Origin of the sequence: Clostridium sp. 7_2_43FAA, assembly GCF_000158375.2 — a bacterium.
Lineage (GTDB): Bacteria > Bacillota > Clostridia > Clostridiales > Clostridiaceae > Clostridium > Clostridium tertium.
Map to the genome: position 1 here is coordinate 2,993,556 of NZ_JH815222.1, position 20,808 is coordinate 3,014,363.

The window sequence follows — 20,808 nt, forward strand, 5'->3', positions numbered from 1 at the left end:
TCCTATATTTCAAGCCTTACTGAGGGAAAATGACTTGGGTCAATCTATGTCTCGCCGTGGAAACTGTTGGGACAACGCCCCACAGGAATCTTTCTTTGGTCATTTGAAAGACTCTGTTAAATCTAAGAAGTGTAATTCATATGAAGAACTTAAAAGTAAAATTAATAAATATATAATTTATTATAATAACTACAGGTATAAATGGGATCAAAAAAAGATGACCCCTGTTCAATACAGAAATCATCTTCTTTATGCATAACCCTTTTTTTTATAATGTCCTTGACATAGGTATCAGTTTAAAACGCGACCCCCTTTAAAATATATGCTTTTTGTGTATTTTTAAAATAAATCCGGCAAGCTCGGGCTTTTATCAGATGCCTGTGGAGTTATTATATTAACACTCTTTGATAAATTACTAAACTTAATTTCATTTGTTAATGATTTCGCCTCTGAAAACCCATCCTTAACTCTTGCTTGATATATAACTAATATCTCCGAATCTGATGCCTGGCTGCTTTCCTTAATATTATTAACAGATACCTTAAATTTATTATCTCCCTGATTCTCTATAGCTCTATTTCCATTTGTTATTTCTGTTAATATACTATTTCCTGAAGAATCCTTTGAAACCTTATATATCTTAATATCAGTTGTATTTACGCTATTAAACTTATTATCTATATTTAATGTAAAATCAATGCTACTTCCACCTACTGTACATTTAGAACCAAAGGTTACTGTTGAACCCTGAGCCATTTCAAAGCTTGTACCGTTATTATTCTCTTGGATACTTACTTCCTTTTTGTCTGTAGCTCCATTACTTATAATTCCATTGTATAATCCATGAGTAACATTTTTAGCTTCTTCCTTTACAGTAACTATAGGAGTAGAAATTAAAGATTCTACAATTCCTCCTTTTAGCTTATTATAAGTAATTACATTTTTATCAGCTTCACCAAAGTTCAATTCTCCAACTTTATCTAAATTAGGTGATACAGAAAACTCTATTGGAGTAATACTATTTGCTGAATATATACCATTTGAAACATAATTATAAATAACTTCCGGTAATTTTATGATTGCAATACCATTACTTACACTTTCTATTCCACTAACAGAAGTAAAATTATTTCCCAAGTTAATTTTTAGTATAGGATTAAATTTATATGGTCTGTAATTAGTAGTTGAAACTATTCTCTCTGCAACTAGGCTCATTAAGCTATTTTCAATACTATTATAATCATTATTCACTACATTAAAATATCCATCTGCATTGCCTGCTAATAAGTTATGAAATTTATATAAACTATCCTCAGTTGTTTTATTATTCATAGATAAACTTACAATATTATATCCCTTATCCCTTAACTTACTCAACTCACTATCAGTATAAGATGCTTGACCAGTAGATATAAATATTACATTTTTCTTTGCATCAGCTCTTCCTGAATTTAAAACCTTTGTAATAGAATCAAATGTTTTAGAAATATTAGGAGTTAAACTATCGGTAGCTAAACTTTTTATATAATTATCATTTAAATTTGTAATATTGTCTGTTAAAGGAATTTCTTGTTTAACTTGATTACTAAATGTTATTAATCCATATTGAGATTTACTAATTTTTAAAGCATCCTTATTTAAAAGTTTATTAAATAAAGAGTTTTTTACTATTGTTAATGAATCCTTCATTTCCTGTGAAACATCTAGAACTATAACAATATCATTAGGAACTGCATTTGTACTATCATTAAATACAAAATCTGCTGCTTCAATTTGATATCTAACATTAAATGCTTCTCCTTTATTTACATTAATATTCCTTTCACTTATAAGCTTTGCACTTATAGATGGTAATTCATTTGATTTAATTGTTATAGGAATAGTATTCTTAGGATTTATCGTTATAGTGCTCTCTTTCCAAGGGAAATTAATACTCATTTTATTATATATTTGTTGATCTCCTGGCCTATTTCCTTTTACTACAAATTGAAATGATACTGGATCAGCTTCATATCTTACTTTACCATTTCCTTCTGATGCCTTTTTATAATTCACATTACTTAACTTTACAGTGCTTCCTCCTACATTTAATGTAAAACCTTCTGTAAAACTTATATTCATATTTATATTATTTATAGGATAACTATCCAAAATTTGAGTTGCTATTCTATTAAATACAGCTTGTATAGCATTAGTACTGGTTGGGAAAAATCCGCTACTTTCATATAAATCTGGTTTTCCTTTAATACTAACTCCAGTCATTGCTTCATGTATTGATAATAAGGTGTCATTTCCATCAGTATCTAAACCGTATCCTATTGAAAATGAATTATATCCCCTTGACTTTATAATTTCGCCTACAGCTCTTGAATAATTTATAGATTTTGTATCTAAACCTGTTCCTATTCCAGCAATTTTGGGCTCAGTATTATCTATTGTCATATAGTTGTTTTTATTAGAACCTGTTACTGAATAAAATGTAGGTAATCCATCTGTCATAAGAACTATAGTTTTACTTGCAGATTTGTCTCCACTATCAAGCATATACACTGCTTTTCTCATACCTTCACCAATATTAGTTCCACCTAAGGCTTCTAAGTTATTAATTACTGACGTCAATCTTGAATCATTACTTTGCAAGAAATTTGCTCCAAGTGAATTATAATTTGTAACATCATGGCTACTATTAGAATCTAAACTTTTAACTTTCTTAGTTCCACTTTTGCTATTTGGATTAATTGTGGCTATACTAGAATACGCTACTATACCTATTTTAAGATTAGGAACATCTTTCATTCTCTCTATAAAACCATTAGCTGCTCTTTTTAATTCGTCTATCTTTTTATTATTTGCAGTAATATTATGCTCCCCACTTGTATTATGTTCAACACAATAATCATTTATCCATCTATGCCAAGATAAAAACCATTCTTCATGATTTGGATCACTACTACTATGCCTTGTACAATATCTTACCCTTTTATTAGTACATGGATTTTCTATTTCTTCATCCATACTTCCAGATATATCTAAAACTAATACTATTTCCTTAGCTGGTATTGCTGTTTCAAAAGGCTTTGGTATTATTTTTCCACCAACTGTTATATCTTCACCAACCATAGCAGGATTCGGTGATGCTGAAATTTCCAAATCAAAATCCGGCTTATCTGGAATTTCTCCTGTTGCTTTTACATTCAAACTCTTAAGGGATATTAAAGTTGATATAACAAATAAACTTGTTATAATACTTATTATCTTAAACTGTCTTTTACTAACCATTTTATCCCTCCCCATATTATTTATTCCTAAACTTAACTATGACACTTAATGGTATAGTCACATCTGAGTATCCTTTTTTCTTATTTAAAACTAGCGAGATTTCCAAGCCTGTAGTTTCTTTAAAATTCCCTTTTGGATTCATTCTATAATCTAAAGGTCTAACTTTAAATTCTGTAACATTAGGTGATAATATTTTAGGAAGATTTAATTTAGAGTCTGTAACTTCATCCCCATCTTTATTAACTTTCTTTAAAGTTAATTTATTATTTCTCTTATCATATATAAATGTAAAATACTCTTCCCCGATTTTAAATCTTAATTCTTCTACTTCTAGCTTTCCATTATCATCTATTGAACCTTCATAATTGTATTTATTAGTATCTTTAATAGTAACATTATTAAGTTTACTTATTCCTTTTGCTTGTGTTCCATATAGTAATAATTCTTTTTGAATTTCTTCTGATTCTAATTGCAAATCAGAATTGATTTCTGTTTTTGCTAATGTTTTGCTATTACTAAAGAAAAAGGTGTACACTACTCCAAGCACTACAACTGTTAAGCTTAATGTAATTATAAGCTCCAATACAGTAAAACCTTTTGCCTTTTTTCTCATAATTCTACCTCTTCTATTTAACAATTCTCCATAATGATTTTGTAAGGAATTTATCAACACTATAAAGCTCTGAAGCTGAAGTAACTTTTACTTCTTCTCTATCACCTTGTGATTTAACAAATATATCTTTTAATAAATCATAATTTAAAGCTAAAATACTTCTTACAACTTGTGGATCATAAGTTATATTTTTTTCTCCTTCACCTTTCAGAATTATATTTCCTGTAGTTATTATATTTCCTGTAAAATTAAAGTTACCGTCTATAGTTATATCCCCATTAGCTATAATTAGACCTTTACTCAACTCTATATCTGTTCCTTTAATTTTTCCATTTTCTATTTCAATATTCTCATTTTCATTTCCTTTTAAAATAACCATTCCCTCAGTTGTATCAAATGACCTTCCTTGTACTCTTCTAATTTCATTAAAATTGACTTGGTTACTAACTTGACGTTTAACTTCTTGTCCATCATATAAATCATACCCAAGACCCGTAGTATCCCCCATAGCAAATACATTTCTGGCAAATTCATTTCTTTGCTCATTTACTATACTTATGTCACTATCATTTATATTAGATTTTTGAATGTTCCCTTGATTATCTTTAACACTTGCTCCAACGGATTTAACACTTTTCTTAAGGCTTACTCCACCATCATTAAAATTATAAGAATTATTATTTTTAGAATAATATTCTGCGAAATAATCTGCCTTCATAATTGCATTAGATTGTCCATTTTTGCTTTCTAATAATTGTAGTGGTGAATAATATTTTAAAGTAACATTTGTTGCTCCATTTAAAACGTCATCAACATCAGTATAAGCTAAGTAATTTCCCTTTACTGCTACTGATTCTCCTGTTTGATATTTATTTCCGCTTTCATCTGTTGCATTTAAATAAGCAACTCCCATAATATAAGAATCCTTATTTACTGTTATTGTAGAAGTATTACTTGTGTCATTTACAATAATACTACTTGAACTTAAAGCTTTATTAGCTGTTGAAACCTCTGTTGTCTTTTCATTAATTCCATAAAAGTTATTTTTAATTACTATACTACTATTTGTAGCATTTAAAGCTAAATCATTATTTACAACAACATTTTTCTCAAAAGATATATTATTTAATTTAGAAACATTTGAATTTATGGATTTTCCTATATAAATATTTTTTGCATATATGTCCCCATTTACTGATGATTCATTTACTAAGTTATTTAAATGAAATGTGTTTGCGGTATATATATTTCCATTAATATCAAAACTTGTATTATCTAGTTTTATCCCACCTATATATTTATCAAAAGTATATTCTGGACTATTTCCTAAATTATTATTTCCTTGTACCCATATATCCCCACTTATATTTACAATACTTTTATTTCCTAAACTTTCAATATTCATATTTCCATCTGCTGTTATTGCTTTTCCATCAAAAACTGGATAAATATTTATTGAAGTTATTTCCGAATTATAGTCTGGAGCTGTTATGGAATACTTAGTAGAAACTGTTTTTTTATTTTTTAATTGCCCTTCAGTACTTTCAAAGTTTGATTTAACTTCTATAGTTATATTACTTACTTTCCCATTATTTATATTTTTAACATACCCGCCTTCTGGTATTTCAATTATAAATCTATTTTCTATATTACTTATAGCTGAATCATATTCCAACTTTCCACTTTCGAGTATTGATTTTATATATTTCTTTTCTAAAATTAAGTATTCTAAAATCTCTACTTCCTTTTCATTTAGAATTTCTTTATTTCTTACCGTTAAGAACTCATAAAACTTATCTTTAAATATTTCATTTATTTTATCTTTACTTCTATCTTTATCATCTAGTTCAGTAAATTTCTTTTTAACTTCTTTATCTGCATATTTTATAGCTTCTTGTGAGGTTTTTATTATTATATTTTCAACAACATCTAATCCTGAATCTGCTTCATAAAGGTTTTGAAGCTTTTTACTTTGATTTATTCTCATCTTATAATCATTTGCTGTAACTGCTAATATTGTTGTCCCAGTTGTAAAGATAATTGCCATTACTACAACTACTGTTACAAAGGTAGATCCTTTCTTTTTTTTTCTAATCTTCACCTATAATTCACCTCCATAAAACTATTCTATATTCACATTTTTACTTGAAGATCCTTCAAATAAAATATTATTTTCCCTATCTTTGACTTTAACTTTATAGTTATACATATCTGCTACTGGATTTTCTTCTATTTGCTTTTCTTCATATAAAATAACATCTCCAATGCTTGAGTATATCTTAAACTTAGAATAATTATTATCACCACTTATTAAATGAATTTCTACTGTTTCTTCTGTGTTATTTTTGAATTCTATGTTTATATTTTGAGAAAAACCTTCCTTAATATATAAAACAATAGTATTATTATCTACATTCGTTTTATTAACAGTTACTAAAGGTGTAGATTCATTTTTTTTATATACAATTAGGTTATTTGAGTTCTTATCTAATTCCATTATTAATTCATTTGAAATAGCATAACTATTATCAGGGTTATCTTTTATTTTAATTATATTATTGTTACTACTATCTCTAAGAAAATTAAGTATAAAAGCTGAATTATTATTTTTAGCTAAATTATTTACATTGTCATATATAAAATTTATATCCTTTTTTAACTCAACTTCAATAGTATGAATACCTTCATTTTTTCCTACTGACTCTGAAGAACCACCATATATAGTTCTTTCAAAATTTCCTTTAAAGGTATTTCCAGTTGAATCCTCTTTTAAATCCTGAATTATTTCATCCCCATCTAAAAGTTCAAAATATTTTTTTCCAGCATCATTCTTTAAAGTTATTTTATCGTAAGCCTTTAGCTCTTCTAAAACCTTTTGTCCAATATAACTTGCTTTTTGTCTGTACTCTGCACTTATATTATTTTTTAAGCTAGACATTACTAAACCTGATAAAGGTACTATTAATATTGATAAAAGGGCAACACTAATTATTACCTCAATTAATGTCATCCCTTTCTTTGCTTTTACTTTATTATTTTTCATATTAACACCTACTTCTTAGTAACATTTACAGTATTACCTTCACTTGTTACTGAAACTCTAGGATTTGAAGTATCATCATCTTTAACTATGATTTCAACCTTTTTAGATGTATTATTAACTACTTTTAACTTTATTCCTGAATTATCTGAACTTTCTCCCCTTTTTTCACTCATTATTTCAAGTACTATATCTTCAGATTTTGAGGTAAACTCCTTCCCCTCTGATGAATTATCTTTAGGATAATACGAACCAGCTGTTTTGTATTTATAATAAGTTTTCCCATTTGCTTCATCAAAAGACATTTCTACTTCCTCAACCTTATCATTATCTGAATAAATATAACTTTCCCTTGATTCATCCTTAGCTCTGCCAATAGTTACTGTAGGTAATTCAGATAAAGATGATCTTAACATCATTACAAAATCATTAATATCTTTTTTATTGTTTTGTTCTTCTATGGTAGATGCATAAGCTCCACTTGCTGCTCCGCTACTAAATAATATATCTTTTCCATATACATTATTTAATGTCCAGATTAAATATTCCATGTCTTCATCTGATAATTTAGGCACTGCATGGAATTCTAAATTCATAACTCCAGTTAGCTCTTCTTGTGATTTTGATGATATTGTTATATTAGTAATTACTATTTTTCTCTCATAGTTTTGTACTGAGGAAATGAACTTTTTTAAAGATTCATAGCTTCCTGAAAAATTTATTGCAACTTTAAGTTGTTCTGATGTTACACCATTTTGTTCAGATGCTACTTCTTGAGAATCTTGAGATGCTTGTCCCCCATTACTTTCAGTAGATGTATTATTTTCATTATTAGATTCTATATTACTAGTTTCATCTTTTGTTGCATCTCCTGAGTATTCATCTACTATGGCTTTTAATGAACTTTCTGCCTTTTGAATTTCTGGTGATACCATCTTTTCTACAGAGGCTACCTCCACAGGACTAAAAGCAATATTTCCCTTAAGACCACTATCATTCAATAATTTATCTAATTCAATTATTATTTTTTCTTGCATTATTGTTGGGTATAAGCTTTTAGATTTATCAAGAACTGTTAATTTTAATATTTTTAGATTCTCTTCCTTAGAATCAAGTTTTGATATATTATCCATGACATCATTATATCTTTGCTCAACTTGATTTTTTTCAGCTCTTTTAGTAGCTAGCTTTCCAACTTGCTTAGTATAGATAAATTGATAATAAACAAAACATATTAATACAGTTAATAAAATTCCTATTAAATACTTTTCTCTCTTACTTATATTCATTTTACTCAACATCCTTTAATACACATTTTATATCAAAGGTATAAATTTCATCCCCTGATATTCCACCAATATACACATCTTGTATATTATCTAGCCTCTTTAAGTTATGCTCTATTTCACCTACTGCAACTCTACTTGTTGAAACAGCTTGAATAGAAATTTCTGTATTAGTTATGTTTATACTATTAAATGTAACCTCTGTTGGTAATGTTGAACTCAATTTATCTAATAATTCTGTTGTTACAATCTCTCTAGTTTTTAATGAACCTACTATTTTACTAAGTTCATTATTATATCTGTCTAAGATGTCATCTTTTCTGCTTATATCATCCCATTTAGCTATTTTTTCTTTTATATCTTCTTGCTCTAACTTTTCATTATAATTTTTTATCTTTCTATTTAATAAAATTATATTTGTACTATTCCAAGCTAAGCTTCCAACTATAACTACAGATAAGAAACCTGCTAAGGAGTAAACATAAATATTCTTATTTTTTTGTTCTTTCTTCTGACCTTGGTAAGGTGAAAAAAAGTTCATATCTCTTATCATATAATGTCCTCCTTAAAATCTTATAATTGCGCCTATGGCATTTAAGTACTGCCCAAAATTTTCGTTTATTAAATCTTTGGATGTTATATCTATATTTCCTATTTTATCTACTTTAACCACTTCAATGGCTAGCTTATTTTTCATATATAAATTGATATTGTTTAAATTTGATAAACCTCCATAAATATAAATTTTATCTATGCTTGTGTTAGATTTGTTACTATAAAATTGAAGTATTCTTTCTAGCTCCTCTAATATTTCATCAACAGCTTTTTTTATAGTTACATTTGAAATATCCTTATCATCATCATTCAAAAGATTTCCTTCATTTATCTTTATAGATTCTGTTGATTTTATTGACATATTCAAGCTTTGGCTTAAGGCATAATCTATATTATCCCCACCAGACTTTATCATTCTTGTAAAATCTAATTTACCATTTTTAAATATTGCCACATTAATAGAGGTTGCTCCCATATCAACAAAAGCAACAGTACCTCCCATAACTTGTCCATTATTTGATGCATACTCAGCATAATTAGCTATCTTATTTACTGAATTATAAGTAACATCCAATGCATATGGATTTAACTCTAATGAATTTACTACACTGTAATATGCAAAAGCCATTCTCTCTGGAAATGATGTTACATTTATTTTTAGCTTTGCTCCTACATCATCAACAATTTCATCTAAAACTATAAATTGAATTATATAATCATCTAAATTTATAGGTAAATATTGTTGTATTTCATATCTAATTACAGTTTCAATTTCCTCTTCTTGAACTAAAGGAATTAATATATCTCTGTTTATTATTGACGATGAATTAGTTGTGAAAATTACATCCTTAGCCTTTATGCCGTTTTCCTTTATTATAAAATCTAAAACATCTATAACACCTTGAAGATTCATTACTTTTCCATCTGTAATACATCCTTCTGGTGTTGGTATTTGTATCACTTTATTTAAACTAAGCCTATTCTTTTGAAACTTACCTTCCACTAACTTTATAGAATTAGTTCCTAAATCTACCGATAAAACAGCCTTTGATCTTTCTTTAGACTTACTTTTCTTTTCAGTTTTATTTCCTTCATAAGAAGAATTCAAATTCTCAGAGTTTTCCTTTTTAAAAAACTTTCCTATGTCTTTTACGTCCATACTACTTATTTCTTTTAACTTGGATAAATTGGACTTTTTACTTGGCATTAAATCACCTCACAAACAATTGATAATTTATAATGAACAATGAATAATTATAATGAAAGAATGAAGATTCCCTTTGCTTCGCAAAATTGAAATGAAAAAATGAAACAATTAAGGTTGATTTTTAGATGAGCTAAAAATCTTTTGTATGGGCAAAATGCAGATTTTGTCTGCATTTTGCCTATTTTATTATATTAAGTATAATCTTATTATGGAGCTGTTGTAGCAGCAACTGGGAATAAATCAACTGTATTTGTACCATTAGTCATAGTTACCTTTACTGTTTCACCACTTACAGTAACAACATATTTAGTATATCCATTCACCTTTGGTTTTGGTGAATTTTGAAGATATGCCTCTATTTCATTTGTACTTCCAGTAGCAGTATTATCATCTATATCATATGATGTAGCAGTTAACTTTCCATCTGCTAAAAGTGTTGTTGCAGCATTTGCTATAGTTTTAGCATTTGCTATATCAGATTTAAATGCAGCATCTTTTCTAACTTCACCAAATTTAGGAATAGCTATTGCTGCTAGTATAGCTATAATTGCTATAACAATAATAAGTTCAATAAGTGTAAAGCCTTTCTTTTTTTTCTTGTTTTTTAAATTGTTAACCATTTAAATTCCTCCTTGATTTTTAATTTATATTAAATCTTTCAATTTAAATCTGATTTGTATTTTGCAAGCAAAATAGTGAAGAGTGAAAAAGGGAAAGAGTGAAGGTAAAAAATCCTTAGGGATTTTTAATTTTTTATAATTCACCGTAGGTGAATTATCTCCTCAACTTTTTCACTTTTAACTATTAACTTTTCACTAATAAATCGCTTCGCAATTTATTACATCTGAGTGTACATATCAAACATAGGTAGCATTATTGAAATTACTATTCCTCCAATAACTACTCCCATAATAACTATCAATAATGGTTCTATCATTGAGGTTGCAGTTTGGATAGCTTGTTCAACTTCATCATCATAAAAATCTGCTGTTTTGTTTAGGATATCATCTAGTGAACCTGACTCTTCTCCTATTTTTATCATTGAAGATAACATTTTAGGGAAAATATTATTTTCTCTTATTGGTCCACTTAAGCCATCTCCTCTTACTACTCTTTCTCTTATTTTTAAAATTGCATCTTCTGCTACTTTGTTTTCTAATACTCCTGCAACTGTTGGCAAGGCATGTACTAAAGACACTCCAGATGCTAGTAAAGTAGATAATGTTCTTGTAAACCTTGAAACAATTATCTTTTTATTTAAAGCCCCTATTATGGGAAGTTTTAACTTTAACTTACTTATATTCACTATTCCATTTGTACTTTTTTTATAAATATTAAATAATATAATTATGATTGCTACAGCTATTAATATAAGAATTAAATTATTACTTAAAAATTTACTTGTCCCAAGCATGACTTTTGTTATTAAAGGAAGATCTATACCCTCGCCTTCAAACATTTCTATAAATGTTGGCATTACAAATGTCATTATAAAAACAACCGCTATTACAGCAACTATACTTAAGATACTTGGATATGTCATGGCTGATTTAACCTTATTATTAATCTTGTTTTCCTTTTCAAAATGGACAGACATTCTAAGCATCATTTCATCAATATTTCCACTAACTTCGCCAGACTCTACCATACTTATCAAAAGTTGTGGAAAATACTTTTTATGTTTTGCCATTGATTCTGATAAAAGTTCTCCTTTTTTAACATCATCTTCTATTATAGATAAAAGTTCTCTTAACTTTTTATTGGGAATTTCATTAGACAAGATGTTTAAACAAGTAGTTATTGTAACCCCAGCATCTAGCATTGTGTAAAATTGTCTACAGAAAATTGCTAAATCCTTTGTGGTTACTCTTTCAAAAAATTTAAACTCAATTTGTTTACTTTCAATTATTTCTTCTATTATTAAGGGATAATATCCACTTGAAGTTATCATATTTATTACATCATCTCTAGAACTACCTTCAAATTTTCCTTCTATCTTAGTTCCATCACTTTTCATAGCTCTATATTTAAATTTTTTCATAACTCCTCATCACCCCTTATATATCTCTTAATAAAGTTATAGTTGCAAGTTCTTCTATAGTAGTTATTCCATCTAAAACTAGCTTTTTACATTCATCCGCAAGCGTTGTCATTCCATGTTTTATGGATATATCCTTTAAGATATTTGCATCCCTAGTTCTATTTATTGCATCCCTATGTTCTCTTGTTATTTCCATTATTTCATATACACCTATTCGACCATTATACCCAGTATTATTACAATGGCCACATCCCTTACCCCTATATAATTTTAGGGTATCATTATTTCTTATATTAAATGCATGTTTTTCATAGTCTGAAGCTATATATTCTTCTTTACAATTGTTACATATTTTTTTTACTAATCTTTGAGCAATTATTCCAGAAATTGAAGTTGCAACTAAGTAAGGTTCAACTCCCATATCAACTAATCTAGTCATTGATGATGGAGCATCATTAGTATGAAGTGTGCTTAAAACCAAATGTCCTGTAATAGCTGCTTTTATAGCTATTTGAGCTGTTTCCTCATCTCTTATTTCCCCTATCATCACTATATCTGGATCTTGTCTTAAAATACTTCTAAGTCCACTAGCAAATGTTAATCCAGCCTTAGTATTTACATTAACTTGATTAATACCATTTAGTGTATATTCAACAGGGTCTTCTATTGTAACTATATTTACATTGTTAGAGTTAAGTCCACTTAAAATTGTATAAAGAGTTGTGGATTTTCCGCTTCCTGTTGGTCCAGTAACAAGTACTATTCCATGAGGGCTAGATACTATATTATCTAGTTTCTTAAGATTATCTTTACTTAAACCAAGCCTCTCTTTACCTAACCTATAATTATCCCTATTTAAAATTCTTATTACTACTTTTTCACCATTTACAGTTGGTAAAATGGACACTCTAAGATCTACATCTGTCTTTCCAACCTTAGTTATTATTCTTCCATCTTGAGGTATCCTTTTTTCAGCTATATTTAAATTTGCAAGTATTTTTATTCTAGTTATTAATGGTGCTAAGCTTTCTATTCCAAGAGTATTTATAGTTGTAAGCTCACCATCAATTCTATATCTTATTCTTATTTCCTTTTCATATGGTTCTATATGTATATCTGATGCCCTCATTTCAATTGAATTTCTAAATAAATGCTCTATCATTTTCACAACTGGAGCATTTTTTACATCATCAATTTCTTCAACATCTAACGATATACTTTTTGACTCTAAAGTTTCCTTTAACAGTTCTTCTGCCGCCTTGTTAACTTCTTCAGTACTATAATTTATTTGAACAAATTTATGAATGTCTTTTTTAGGTGCAATAAATGTCTTAACGCTTAAACCTGTTGATATAGAAATATCATCTATTGCAAATATATTTAATGGATCTGCTAGTGCAACCATTATTTTTTCTTCTTCAAATCCAAATGCTATTAAGTTATATTTATTGCAAAGATTTTGAGGTACTATCTTAATGGCCTTTTTATCAAAATTAACATTATTCAAATCAATTTTCTTTATTCCAGTTTGAGTTTCTATAGCATCTATAATATCTTCTTCTGAAACAATTCCACTTTCAATTAGAACTTCACCTAACTTTTTACCTAAAAGCTTTTGTGTTTTTAATGCGTTTTGAAGCTGAAAAGGAGTTATTTTTTCTGCCATTACCAAGATGTCTCCAAGCCTTTTCTTTTGAACTATAGCCATACTCTCTCCTCCTATGTTTAATTTAATTCTAATTGTTAAAAAATTTCCTTTTTTGACCATTTAGTTTGCTTATTTTAATATTAATATAGCCATATCGCTTTTTCAATCATAATATAAATTTAAATTAAACTCACATTTTATATAAAAAAATTTAGATATAGTGACAATATTTCCTTTCCTAATAAAATATACACAATTGAACCAATAGATATGTATGGACTAAAAGCAATTTCTGATTTCTTTTCCTTTAATTTAAATATCAATATTATTGCTGCTACTAATCCTCCTAAAACAACAGCTATAAATAAGCAAACTAAAATCCCCTTAATTCCTATAAATAAACCGCAAACTCCTGCAACCTCTGCATCCCCTTGTCCCATTCCTTTTGTAATTACCACTATTAAATATATAATTCCATATCCAATAGCTCCTCCTAAAATATTATTACTAATACTTATATCTTTAGTATATAATCCTACAACTATATAAATAGCAGCAAGCACTACTCCTAAAATAGTAGTAGATGAATATATATATTTAGAGTCTAAATCTATATAAGAAATAACAATTAATAAAGACGTTAAAAGACTATAAAATACAAAACTTAAGCTTAATCCAAATCTTAAAAATATTAATAAATACAATACTCCATTCAACAATTCAACTAGCGGATAGTTTATAGATATCTTTTCCCCACACTTTCTGCATTTTCTTTTTAAAAATAAATAACTTATTACAGGAATAAGATCTACTGCTTTAAGCTCATATCCACAACTTGTACAATGCGATGGTGGAAAAGCAATAGATTCTTCTCTAGGTATCCTATAGATACATACATTTAAAAAGCTTCCTATACACAAACCTATTATTAATATTAAAATTTCCATAATAACCTCCTTAAAGTTATAAACTAAGGTATTAATTCTACATAGTATGAACATTTTCCTCTATGCTTTTTAAGTATATGTGCTTTAATTAAAATATTATCCATTAATTGTATTTTATAATCAGATATAACATATCAATTTCAAATTATACAACAAAAAAATCGGATAAAAGCACAATATTAAGCTTTAATATCCGATATTTCTATATTCTATATAATTTTACTCTGATTTTATTTAACTACTCTTAAAAATTCTCCTTCTTTATTAACTTCAAAATCCAATTCATTACTTATAATTTGATTTGCTTCTTCTATAGTCAGCTCTTTTATTTTGTTTAAACCTTCTAAATCCTTTATATACTTATTTATTGAAGATATTTTTTCTCCACTACCAGCTTCCATAGATTTTATAGAATCAGTATTAGCAAATTCAATTTTATCACTTATTTCAGCGGTTTCTACTGCTAAAATAAATTCCCTTATAATAGACTTTACTTCTACTTTCTTTGAATCAATAGAATATTTTTTGAAACTAGGTACTAATATAACTACTAATACTCCTATTATTGCTGCTACTGCAATTAAATCAAATATTGTAAATTTACTTTTTTTCCTTCTATTGATATTACTGCTCATACTGTACCTCCAAAGCTTTATCTTTGTTCTTTCTATAATTTATTATACTTTATAAATTATAATATTGTAATGTACTTAAAATCAATATAAGCCTTTGTATTTTTAATATTTTTTATATCTTAAACTTTTATTCAATTAATAATTATATTTTTATATTAATATACTTTTCAAATATTAATGTAATAAAAATTTTCTTAACTATTAAAAAGGAACTTAGAATCTCTAAGTTCCTAAATTTTTATTTATTAATACATTCCATCCATTCCCATTCCTGGTGCTCCTGGCATTGGAGCTTCTTTTTGAGGAATTTCAACAACAGCTGCTTCTGTTGTTAAGAATGTTGATGCTACTGATGCAGCATTTTGAAGTGCTGATCTTGTAACCTTAGTAGGGTCAACTATACCAGCTTTAATCATGTTTACATATTCTCCATTTAATGCATCATAACCTATTACAGATTCGCAATTTTTAACATGTTCTATAATAACTGAACCCTCAACACCTGCATTAGTTGCTATTTGTCTCATTGGCTCTTCTAATGCTCTTACTATTATATTTATACCAACTTGAGTATCTGGAATATTGGAAGTTACTGATACTACTTCGTTAATTATATTAACATAAGCAGATCCGCCGCCTGGCACTATTCCTTCTTCAACAGCTGCTTTTGTTGCTGCTAAAGCATCTTCAATTCTTAATTTCTTTTCTTTTAATTCTGTTTCTGTTGCAGCACCAACTTTAATTACTGCAACTCCACCAGCAAGTTTAGCTAATCTTTCTGTTAATTTTTCTTTATCAAATTCAGAAGTAGTTTCTTCAATTTGAGCTCTTATTTGTGATACTCTTTCCTTTATTGCTTCACTATTTCCTCTTCCATTAACTATTGTAGTGTTTTCTTTTGTAACTTTGACACTATCACATTGTCCAAGCATATCTAAAGTTACTTCTTTTATGTCTATTCCAAGTTCTTCTGATATAACTGTTCCACCTGTTAATATAGCTATATCTTGAAGCATTTCTTTTCTTCTATCTCCAAAACCTGGAGCTTTTACAGCTACACATGTGAAAGTTCCTCTTAACTTATTTACTACTAATGTAGTCATAGCATCCCCTTCAACATCTTCAGCTATAATAAGTAATTTCTTACCTTGTTGAACTATTTGTTCAAGTATTGGTAGTAATTCTTGAATGTTTGAAATCTTTTTATCTGCTATAAGAATTAATGGACTATCTAAAACAGCTTCCATTTTTTCTGTATCTGTTACCATATAAGCTGATACATATCCTCTATCAAATTGCATACCTTCAACTACATCTAATTCTGTGCCCATTGATTTTGATTCTTCAACAGTAATAACGCCTTCGTTACCTACCTTTTCCATAGCATCAGAAATTAACTTACCTACTTCTTCATCTGCTGCTGAAATAGCTGCAACTCTTGATATGTCTTCTTTACCATTAACTGGTTTAGAAATTTTCTTTATCTCTTCAACAGCCTTGTCTACAGCCATCTTAATACCATTTCTAATTAGTATTGGATTAGCTCCTGCAGTAACATTCTTTAATCCTTCTCTTATAATTGCTTGTGCTAAAAGTGTTGCTGTAGTAGTACCATCCCCTGCAACATCATTAGTTTTAGTTGCAACTTCTTTAACTAATTGTGCTCCCATATTTTCATATGGATCTTCTAATTCAATTTCTCTTGCTATAGTAACACCATCATTAGTGATAAGTGGTGCTCCAAATTTCTTATCTAAAACTACATTTCTTCCTTTTGGTCCTAATGTAACCTTAACTGTATCCGCTAATGTATCAACACCAACTTGCATTGATTTTCTTGCTTCTTCACTAAATTTAATCATTTTTGCCATAATTCTTTCCTCCCTTATTCAACTATTGCTAAAATATCATCTTGTTTTAAAATAGTATATTCTTCACCCTCAACCTTAACTTCTGTACCTGCATATTTTGAATAAAGTACTTTATCTCCAACTTTAACTTCCATTGCTATTCTATTTCCATCAACTATAGCTCCTGGTCCAACAGCTACAACTTCCGCCTCTTGCGGTCTTTCCTTTGCTGTTCCTGTTAAAACTATTCCACTTTTAGTTGTTTCTTCTGCTTCTAATTTCTTTATTACTACCCTATCTGCTAGTGGCTTAATGTTCATAAAAAATCCCTCCTATTTATATCTATAAATTTAATTACCCTTCTATATTAGCACTCATCAGATATAAGTGCTAACAATTTTATGATAATCTTTTACTTTATAATTTTCAAATGTTACCTAATATATTATTACCCTATATATTATAAATATTACCACTTTTCATTAATTATTTTCCATTTTCTCATGCTTTTATTGATTTTCTTAATTTTATGCATATGTTTATTTATATTATATCCCTAGGTGATTTCCCTTCTATTTCTTTGACACAAAAGCCTAGAAATATCCAAAAAATCGGTGCTACCATTATTACACTAATATTAAAAAATGATTGTACTAAATACCCTAGTAATGTTAATAACAGAACCTTAAATAAATTATTATTTATATTTTTAATTAACTTATACATTATTACTCCAATTAATAATAAGTATGATATTAAATTCAATATTCCATTGCTAACTGCGTATTCTAAAAATTCATTATGTGATTTATCTATATAAGCACTATGTTTATTTATATATTCTTGATGCTTTTCGCTATACTGCGAATCTAACCTATATTTTAGTGTATCAGGTCCCCAACCTATAAATGGATTATCTTTAAATGCACTCCATGAAATATTTAATATCTCAATTCTACCACTATCCTCAACTTTTGCTATACCAGTTTCATCAATTGCAATAGTATTAGTTGCACGTCCAATAATCTTACCATTAGTAGATAAATTTAGTAATAAAAAAATACTTAAAAATGATATAAATACAATTCCTGATTTTTTTAATCTCTTTTTATCTTTAATTACAAATATTAATCCAATAATTGAGTAAATTATAAAAGCTAGCCATCCACTACGAGTCAATGTACAAATTAATGCTGTAAATAATATAATTGAATATATTAAATATCTCTTTCCTCCATAAAAAATATAAATTGCCATACTTATAAATAAAAATATACATAAATATGATGAAAAAAAGTTTCTATTTCCTATCATTCCGATAGAATCACTCACTTGTATAAACCCAAACATCCAAAACTGTACAGGATCAATCCCATAAAATTGAAGAATCCCATATACACCCATAATGCATGAAAAAATTAATACTAAATTCAAAAGTTTTCTATTTAAAACAAAATATTTAGAAGCTAGTATAAAAAGTAAAATGTAAATACAATACATTACGAAGCCTTCATTTCGTTGAATGTTCCCCATAAAAGCTACATATTTTTGCGGTGACAATATACTTGGAATTAACATAGTTATCAGAAACACTAATGCTATCTTATGCTCAAAATTAAATTCTGTTACCTTTAATCCAATTAATGTAATAATAGAAATAACACCAACTACATAAAGAAATATCATCTTACCAATTACATATCTAGGTGATGATACATTTACAACTATGAATGGCATTATAACTATTACAGAATATAAGATTATGTTCACTAAAATTTTAAGATCAATTTCTTTTGTAAGAGCTCCTCTTACTTTTTTATTTATACTCTCCATCCTAACACCCACTAGTAGAGCAATTTAAAAATTAATAGTTAATAGTGAAAAAGTTAAAAATTAAGGATATTTTGCTACGTAAAACTTAAATTATAGGTACAAAGTACTTTTTATTTAAAAATCCTGTAATGATTTTCTCCTTAACTTTTCCCTCTTCACTATTTCACTTTTTACTTTTTTCATTATTAATTTAAACGATAAATATAAGTTGGTGAAGATAAATAGAATATGTGGAATAAGCATATAGCGAGCATTTAGAAGTACTTGGCTTAGTAGTTTTTTCAAGCCTAGTACTTCTTTGCACAGCTATTTAGCTTATGGAACATATCTAGTTATCGTAGCCTTTATATTCACAATTTATAACTATCTTTCTAAGTTTATATTATCATATTCCTCAAGTGTTTCATTATCTATTACAGCTTTCTTTGTAGCTTGAGCATTTATCTTATTGAATACTCCTTTTGCCTTAAATGGAGTTACTAGAGCCCCTGCCCCATTTATACATCCACCTTCACACATCATACCTTCAATAAAGTTCCCTTGCAATTTACCTATTTTAGCCATCGTCATTGTTTTCTTTATTTCTATTCCGCCAGATATTTTTACAGGATTAAAGTTTACTTCTAATCCTTGGCTTCTTATATAATTTTCTATAGCTGCTGTTAATCCTCCATGTGCTCCAAAGCCTCTTCCATATATAGAAGCATCATCAACAACATCTTCATCACAACTATCTATATCTACTTCAAAAGCACTAAATAATGCTAGTAATTCTTCAAATGTTATAACATAATCTACAGCATCCTTTACAGACTTTCTAACAGCTTCACTCTTCTTAGCAGTACATGGTCCAATAAATACAACCTTTGCATCTGGATCGTTATGCTTTATAAATCTTGCTGTTGCTATCATTGGAGAAACTGTACCTGATACCTTTTCTACTTCTGATGGAAACATTTTCTCCACATAACTTAAGAAACCTGGACAACAAGAATTTGTCATATAACTTTGTCCATCTTCCAGTCTCTCTAAAAATTCTCTGCTTTCATGAACTGTTACAGCATCTGCTCCACAAGCTGCTTCAATCATATCTACAAAACCTAATTTCTTAATTGCATTCTTAATTTTTCCATATGGAGTTTTTGCTCCAAATTGACCAGTTATAGCAGGTGCTACTACAGCATACATCTTTCTTCCTCTTGCAAGCCTCTTTGCTATAGGAACAATTAAGCTCTTATCTGAAATAGCTCCGAAAGGACATGCGCTCATACAACTTCCACAATTAACACATGTTTCTTCCTTTATCATTGCTCTTCTGTCATCTTGATTTATGTCTAATGCTCCTGTAGGACATACTCTTTTACAAGGTCTCATAACTTCTGCAATAGCATCGTAAGGACATGCTTTTTTACACATTCCACATTCCTTACAAAGTTCTTGGTTTATGTATGCTCTTCCAGCAACATAAGTTATTGCGCCAAAATTACACGCTTCATGACATTTATGAGCTAAACAATTTCTACAAGAATCTGTAACACTGTATTTGTTTATTGGACATCTATCACATGCTGCTTCAATAACATATATTATTTGATCATCTTCTTTGATATCAACAAATTCATCATCTATATTATCTCCATTAGCTAAATATCCAGCTGCCAACTTTGCTCTTTCTAAAACAATAGCTCTTTCCTTATATACACAGCATCTATACATAGCTTTATCTCCCTTAATAATCTCATAAGGAATCTTTTCTATTGATTCTGTGGTTAAGTTGCCATCTTTAGCTAATTTAGCAACTTCTGTTAGCACCTCATGCTTAAGTTTCTTTAACTGAGTCTCGAATTGAAACATACCAAAATCCTCCTACTTAA

The 20,808-nt window shown here is 28.3% G+C and carries 17 protein-coding genes; 1 reads left to right on the forward strand and 16 read right to left on the reverse strand.

Annotated elements, in window-relative coordinates:
• Positions 1 to 259 (forward strand): IS3 family transposase (locus CSBG_RS18140; RefSeq protein WP_147568022.1); only part of this gene is annotated, 259 nt, incomplete at its 5' end.
• An 80-nt stretch (positions 260 to 339) separates the two neighbouring features.
• Here CSBG_RS18140 and CSBG_RS17840 read toward each other — a convergent pair.
• The 16 genes from CSBG_RS17840 to CSBG_RS15270 all read right to left on the reverse strand — a co-directional run bounded on the left by CSBG_RS17840 (position 340) and on the right by CSBG_RS15270 (position 20,788).
• A complete protein-coding gene (locus CSBG_RS17840) occupies positions 340 to 3,279 on the reverse strand; it encodes a VWA domain-containing protein (RefSeq protein WP_008680946.1) in 2,940 nt (979 codons plus the stop codon).
• Positions 3,280 to 3,295: 16 nt separating this feature from the next.
• Complete coding sequence (locus tag CSBG_RS15200; RefSeq protein WP_008680947.1) at positions 3,296 to 3,892, reverse strand: prepilin-type N-terminal cleavage/methylation domain-containing protein; 597 nt, start codon at positions 3,890 to 3,892, stop codon at positions 3,296 to 3,298.
• Between the two features lie 13 nt (positions 3,893 to 3,905).
• A complete protein-coding gene (locus tag CSBG_RS15205) occupies positions 3,906 to 5,993 on the reverse strand; it encodes a hypothetical protein (protein WP_008680948.1) in 2,088 nt (695 codons plus the stop codon).
• 21 nt (positions 5,994 to 6,014) lie between these two features.
• Positions 6,015 to 6,935 carry a prepilin-type N-terminal cleavage/methylation domain-containing protein gene (locus tag CSBG_RS15210; RefSeq protein WP_008680949.1) on the reverse strand — a complete coding sequence of 307 codons (921 nt, stop codon included), beginning with the start codon at positions 6,933 to 6,935 and terminating at the stop codon, positions 6,015 to 6,017.
• A gap of 8 nt (positions 6,936 to 6,943) precedes the next feature.
• Positions 6,944 to 8,221 (reverse strand): hypothetical protein, encoded by a 1,278-nt coding sequence (locus CSBG_RS15215; protein ID WP_008680951.1) that lies wholly within the window; start codon positions 8,219 to 8,221, stop codon positions 6,944 to 6,946.
• A gap of 1 nt (position 8,222) precedes the next feature.
• On the reverse strand, positions 8,223 to 8,771 hold the full coding sequence (locus tag CSBG_RS15220) for a PilN domain-containing protein (protein ID WP_008680952.1): 549 nt from the start codon (positions 8,769 to 8,771) through the stop codon (positions 8,223 to 8,225).
• Between the two features lie 12 nt (positions 8,772 to 8,783).
• Positions 8,784 to 9,980: a type IV pilus assembly protein PilM gene (gene pilM, locus CSBG_RS15225; protein WP_008680954.1), complete on the reverse strand. Its 1,197-nt coding sequence runs from the start codon at positions 9,978 to 9,980 to the stop codon at positions 8,784 to 8,786.
• A gap of 206 nt (positions 9,981 to 10,186) precedes the next feature.
• Positions 10,187 to 10,600: a prepilin-type N-terminal cleavage/methylation domain-containing protein gene (locus CSBG_RS19020; RefSeq protein WP_008680956.1), complete on the reverse strand. Its 414-nt coding sequence runs from the start codon at positions 10,598 to 10,600 to the stop codon at positions 10,187 to 10,189.
• Between the two features lie 218 nt (positions 10,601 to 10,818).
• Positions 10,819 to 12,021, reverse strand: coding sequence for a type II secretion system F family protein (locus CSBG_RS15235; protein WP_008680959.1), 1,203 nt, complete (start codon positions 12,019 to 12,021; stop codon positions 10,819 to 10,821).
• 16 nt (positions 12,022 to 12,037) lie between these two features.
• Positions 12,038 to 13,729 (reverse strand): GspE/PulE family protein, encoded by a 1,692-nt coding sequence (locus tag CSBG_RS15240; protein ID WP_008680962.1) that lies wholly within the window; start codon positions 13,727 to 13,729, stop codon positions 12,038 to 12,040.
• 137 nt (positions 13,730 to 13,866) lie between these two features.
• Entirely contained in the window at positions 13,867 to 14,616 is a 750-nt protein-coding gene (locus tag CSBG_RS15245) for an A24 family peptidase (protein ID WP_008680965.1), read from the reverse strand.
• 230 nt (positions 14,617 to 14,846) lie between these two features.
• On the reverse strand, positions 14,847 to 15,251 hold the full coding sequence (locus CSBG_RS15250; protein WP_008680967.1) for a hypothetical protein: 405 nt from the start codon (positions 15,249 to 15,251) through the stop codon (positions 14,847 to 14,849).
• A gap of 245 nt (positions 15,252 to 15,496) precedes the next feature.
• Positions 15,497 to 17,122: a chaperonin GroEL gene (gene groL / locus CSBG_RS15255; RefSeq protein ID WP_008680970.1), complete on the reverse strand. Its 1,626-nt coding sequence runs from the start codon at positions 17,120 to 17,122 to the stop codon at positions 15,497 to 15,499.
• Positions 17,123 to 17,136: 14 nt separating this feature from the next.
• The gene (groES, locus tag CSBG_RS15260; protein WP_008680972.1) at positions 17,137 to 17,421 is read right to left on the reverse strand and encodes a co-chaperone GroES; all 285 of its coding nucleotides are present in this window, start codon (positions 17,419 to 17,421) and stop codon (positions 17,137 to 17,139) included.
• A 223-nt stretch (positions 17,422 to 17,644) separates the two neighbouring features.
• The gene (locus CSBG_RS15265) at positions 17,645 to 18,934 is read right to left on the reverse strand and encodes an O-antigen ligase family protein (RefSeq protein ID WP_008680974.1); all 1,290 of its coding nucleotides are present in this window, start codon (positions 18,932 to 18,934) and stop codon (positions 17,645 to 17,647) included.
• A 363-nt stretch (positions 18,935 to 19,297) separates the two neighbouring features.
• Complete coding sequence (locus tag CSBG_RS15270; protein ID WP_008680976.1) at positions 19,298 to 20,788, reverse strand: 4Fe-4S dicluster domain-containing protein; 1,491 nt, start codon at positions 20,786 to 20,788, stop codon at positions 19,298 to 19,300.
• Between the last annotated feature and the right edge of the window lie 20 nt (positions 20,789 to 20,808).

Bases quoted from the DNA above. Each gene is read 5' to 3' on its own strand.
- CSBG_RS15210 (WP_008680949.1), bottom strand. From the start codon at position 6,935: ATGAAAAATAATAAAGTAAAAGCAAAGAAAGGGATGACATTAATTGAG.
- CSBG_RS15220 (WP_008680952.1), bottom strand. From the start codon at position 8,771: ATGATAAGAGATATGAACTTTTTTTCACCTTACCAAGGTCAGAAGAAA.
- groL (WP_008680970.1), bottom strand. From the start codon at position 17,122: ATGGCAAAAATGATTAAATTTAGTGAAGAAGCAAGAAAATCAATGCAA.
- CSBG_RS15215 (WP_008680951.1), bottom strand. From the start codon at position 8,221: ATGAATATAAGTAAGAGAGAAAAGTATTTAATAGGAATTTTATTAACT.
- CSBG_RS15235 (WP_008680959.1), bottom strand. From the start codon at position 12,021: ATGAAAAAATTTAAATATAGAGCTATGAAAAGTGATGGAACTAAGATA.
- pilM (WP_008680954.1), bottom strand. From the start codon at position 9,980: ATGCCAAGTAAAAAGTCCAATTTATCCAAGTTAAAAGAAATAAGTAGT.
- CSBG_RS15245 (WP_008680965.1), bottom strand. From the start codon at position 14,616: ATGGAAATTTTAATATTAATAATAGGTTTGTGTATAGGAAGCTTTTTA.
- CSBG_RS15250 (WP_008680967.1), bottom strand. From the start codon at position 15,251: ATGAGCAGTAATATCAATAGAAGGAAAAAAAGTAAATTTACAATATTT.
- CSBG_RS15240 (WP_008680962.1), bottom strand. From the start codon at position 13,729: ATGGCTATAGTTCAAAAGAAAAGGCTTGGAGACATCTTGGTAATGGCA.
- CSBG_RS15200 (WP_008680947.1), bottom strand. From the start codon at position 3,892: ATGAGAAAAAAGGCAAAAGGTTTTACTGTATTGGAGCTTATAATTACA.
- CSBG_RS17840 (WP_008680946.1), bottom strand. From the start codon at position 3,279: ATGGTTAGTAAAAGACAGTTTAAGATAATAAGTATTATAACAAGTTTA.
- groES (WP_008680972.1), bottom strand. From the start codon at position 17,421: ATGAACATTAAGCCACTAGCAGATAGGGTAGTAATAAAGAAATTAGAA.
- CSBG_RS15270 (WP_008680976.1), bottom strand. From the start codon at position 20,788: ATGTTTCAATTCGAGACTCAGTTAAAGAAACTTAAGCATGAGGTGCTA.
- CSBG_RS15265 (WP_008680974.1), bottom strand. From the start codon at position 18,934: ATGGAGAGTATAAATAAAAAAGTAAGAGGAGCTCTTACAAAAGAAATT.
- CSBG_RS19020 (WP_008680956.1), bottom strand. From the start codon at position 10,600: ATGGTTAACAATTTAAAAAACAAGAAAAAAAAGAAAGGCTTTACACTT.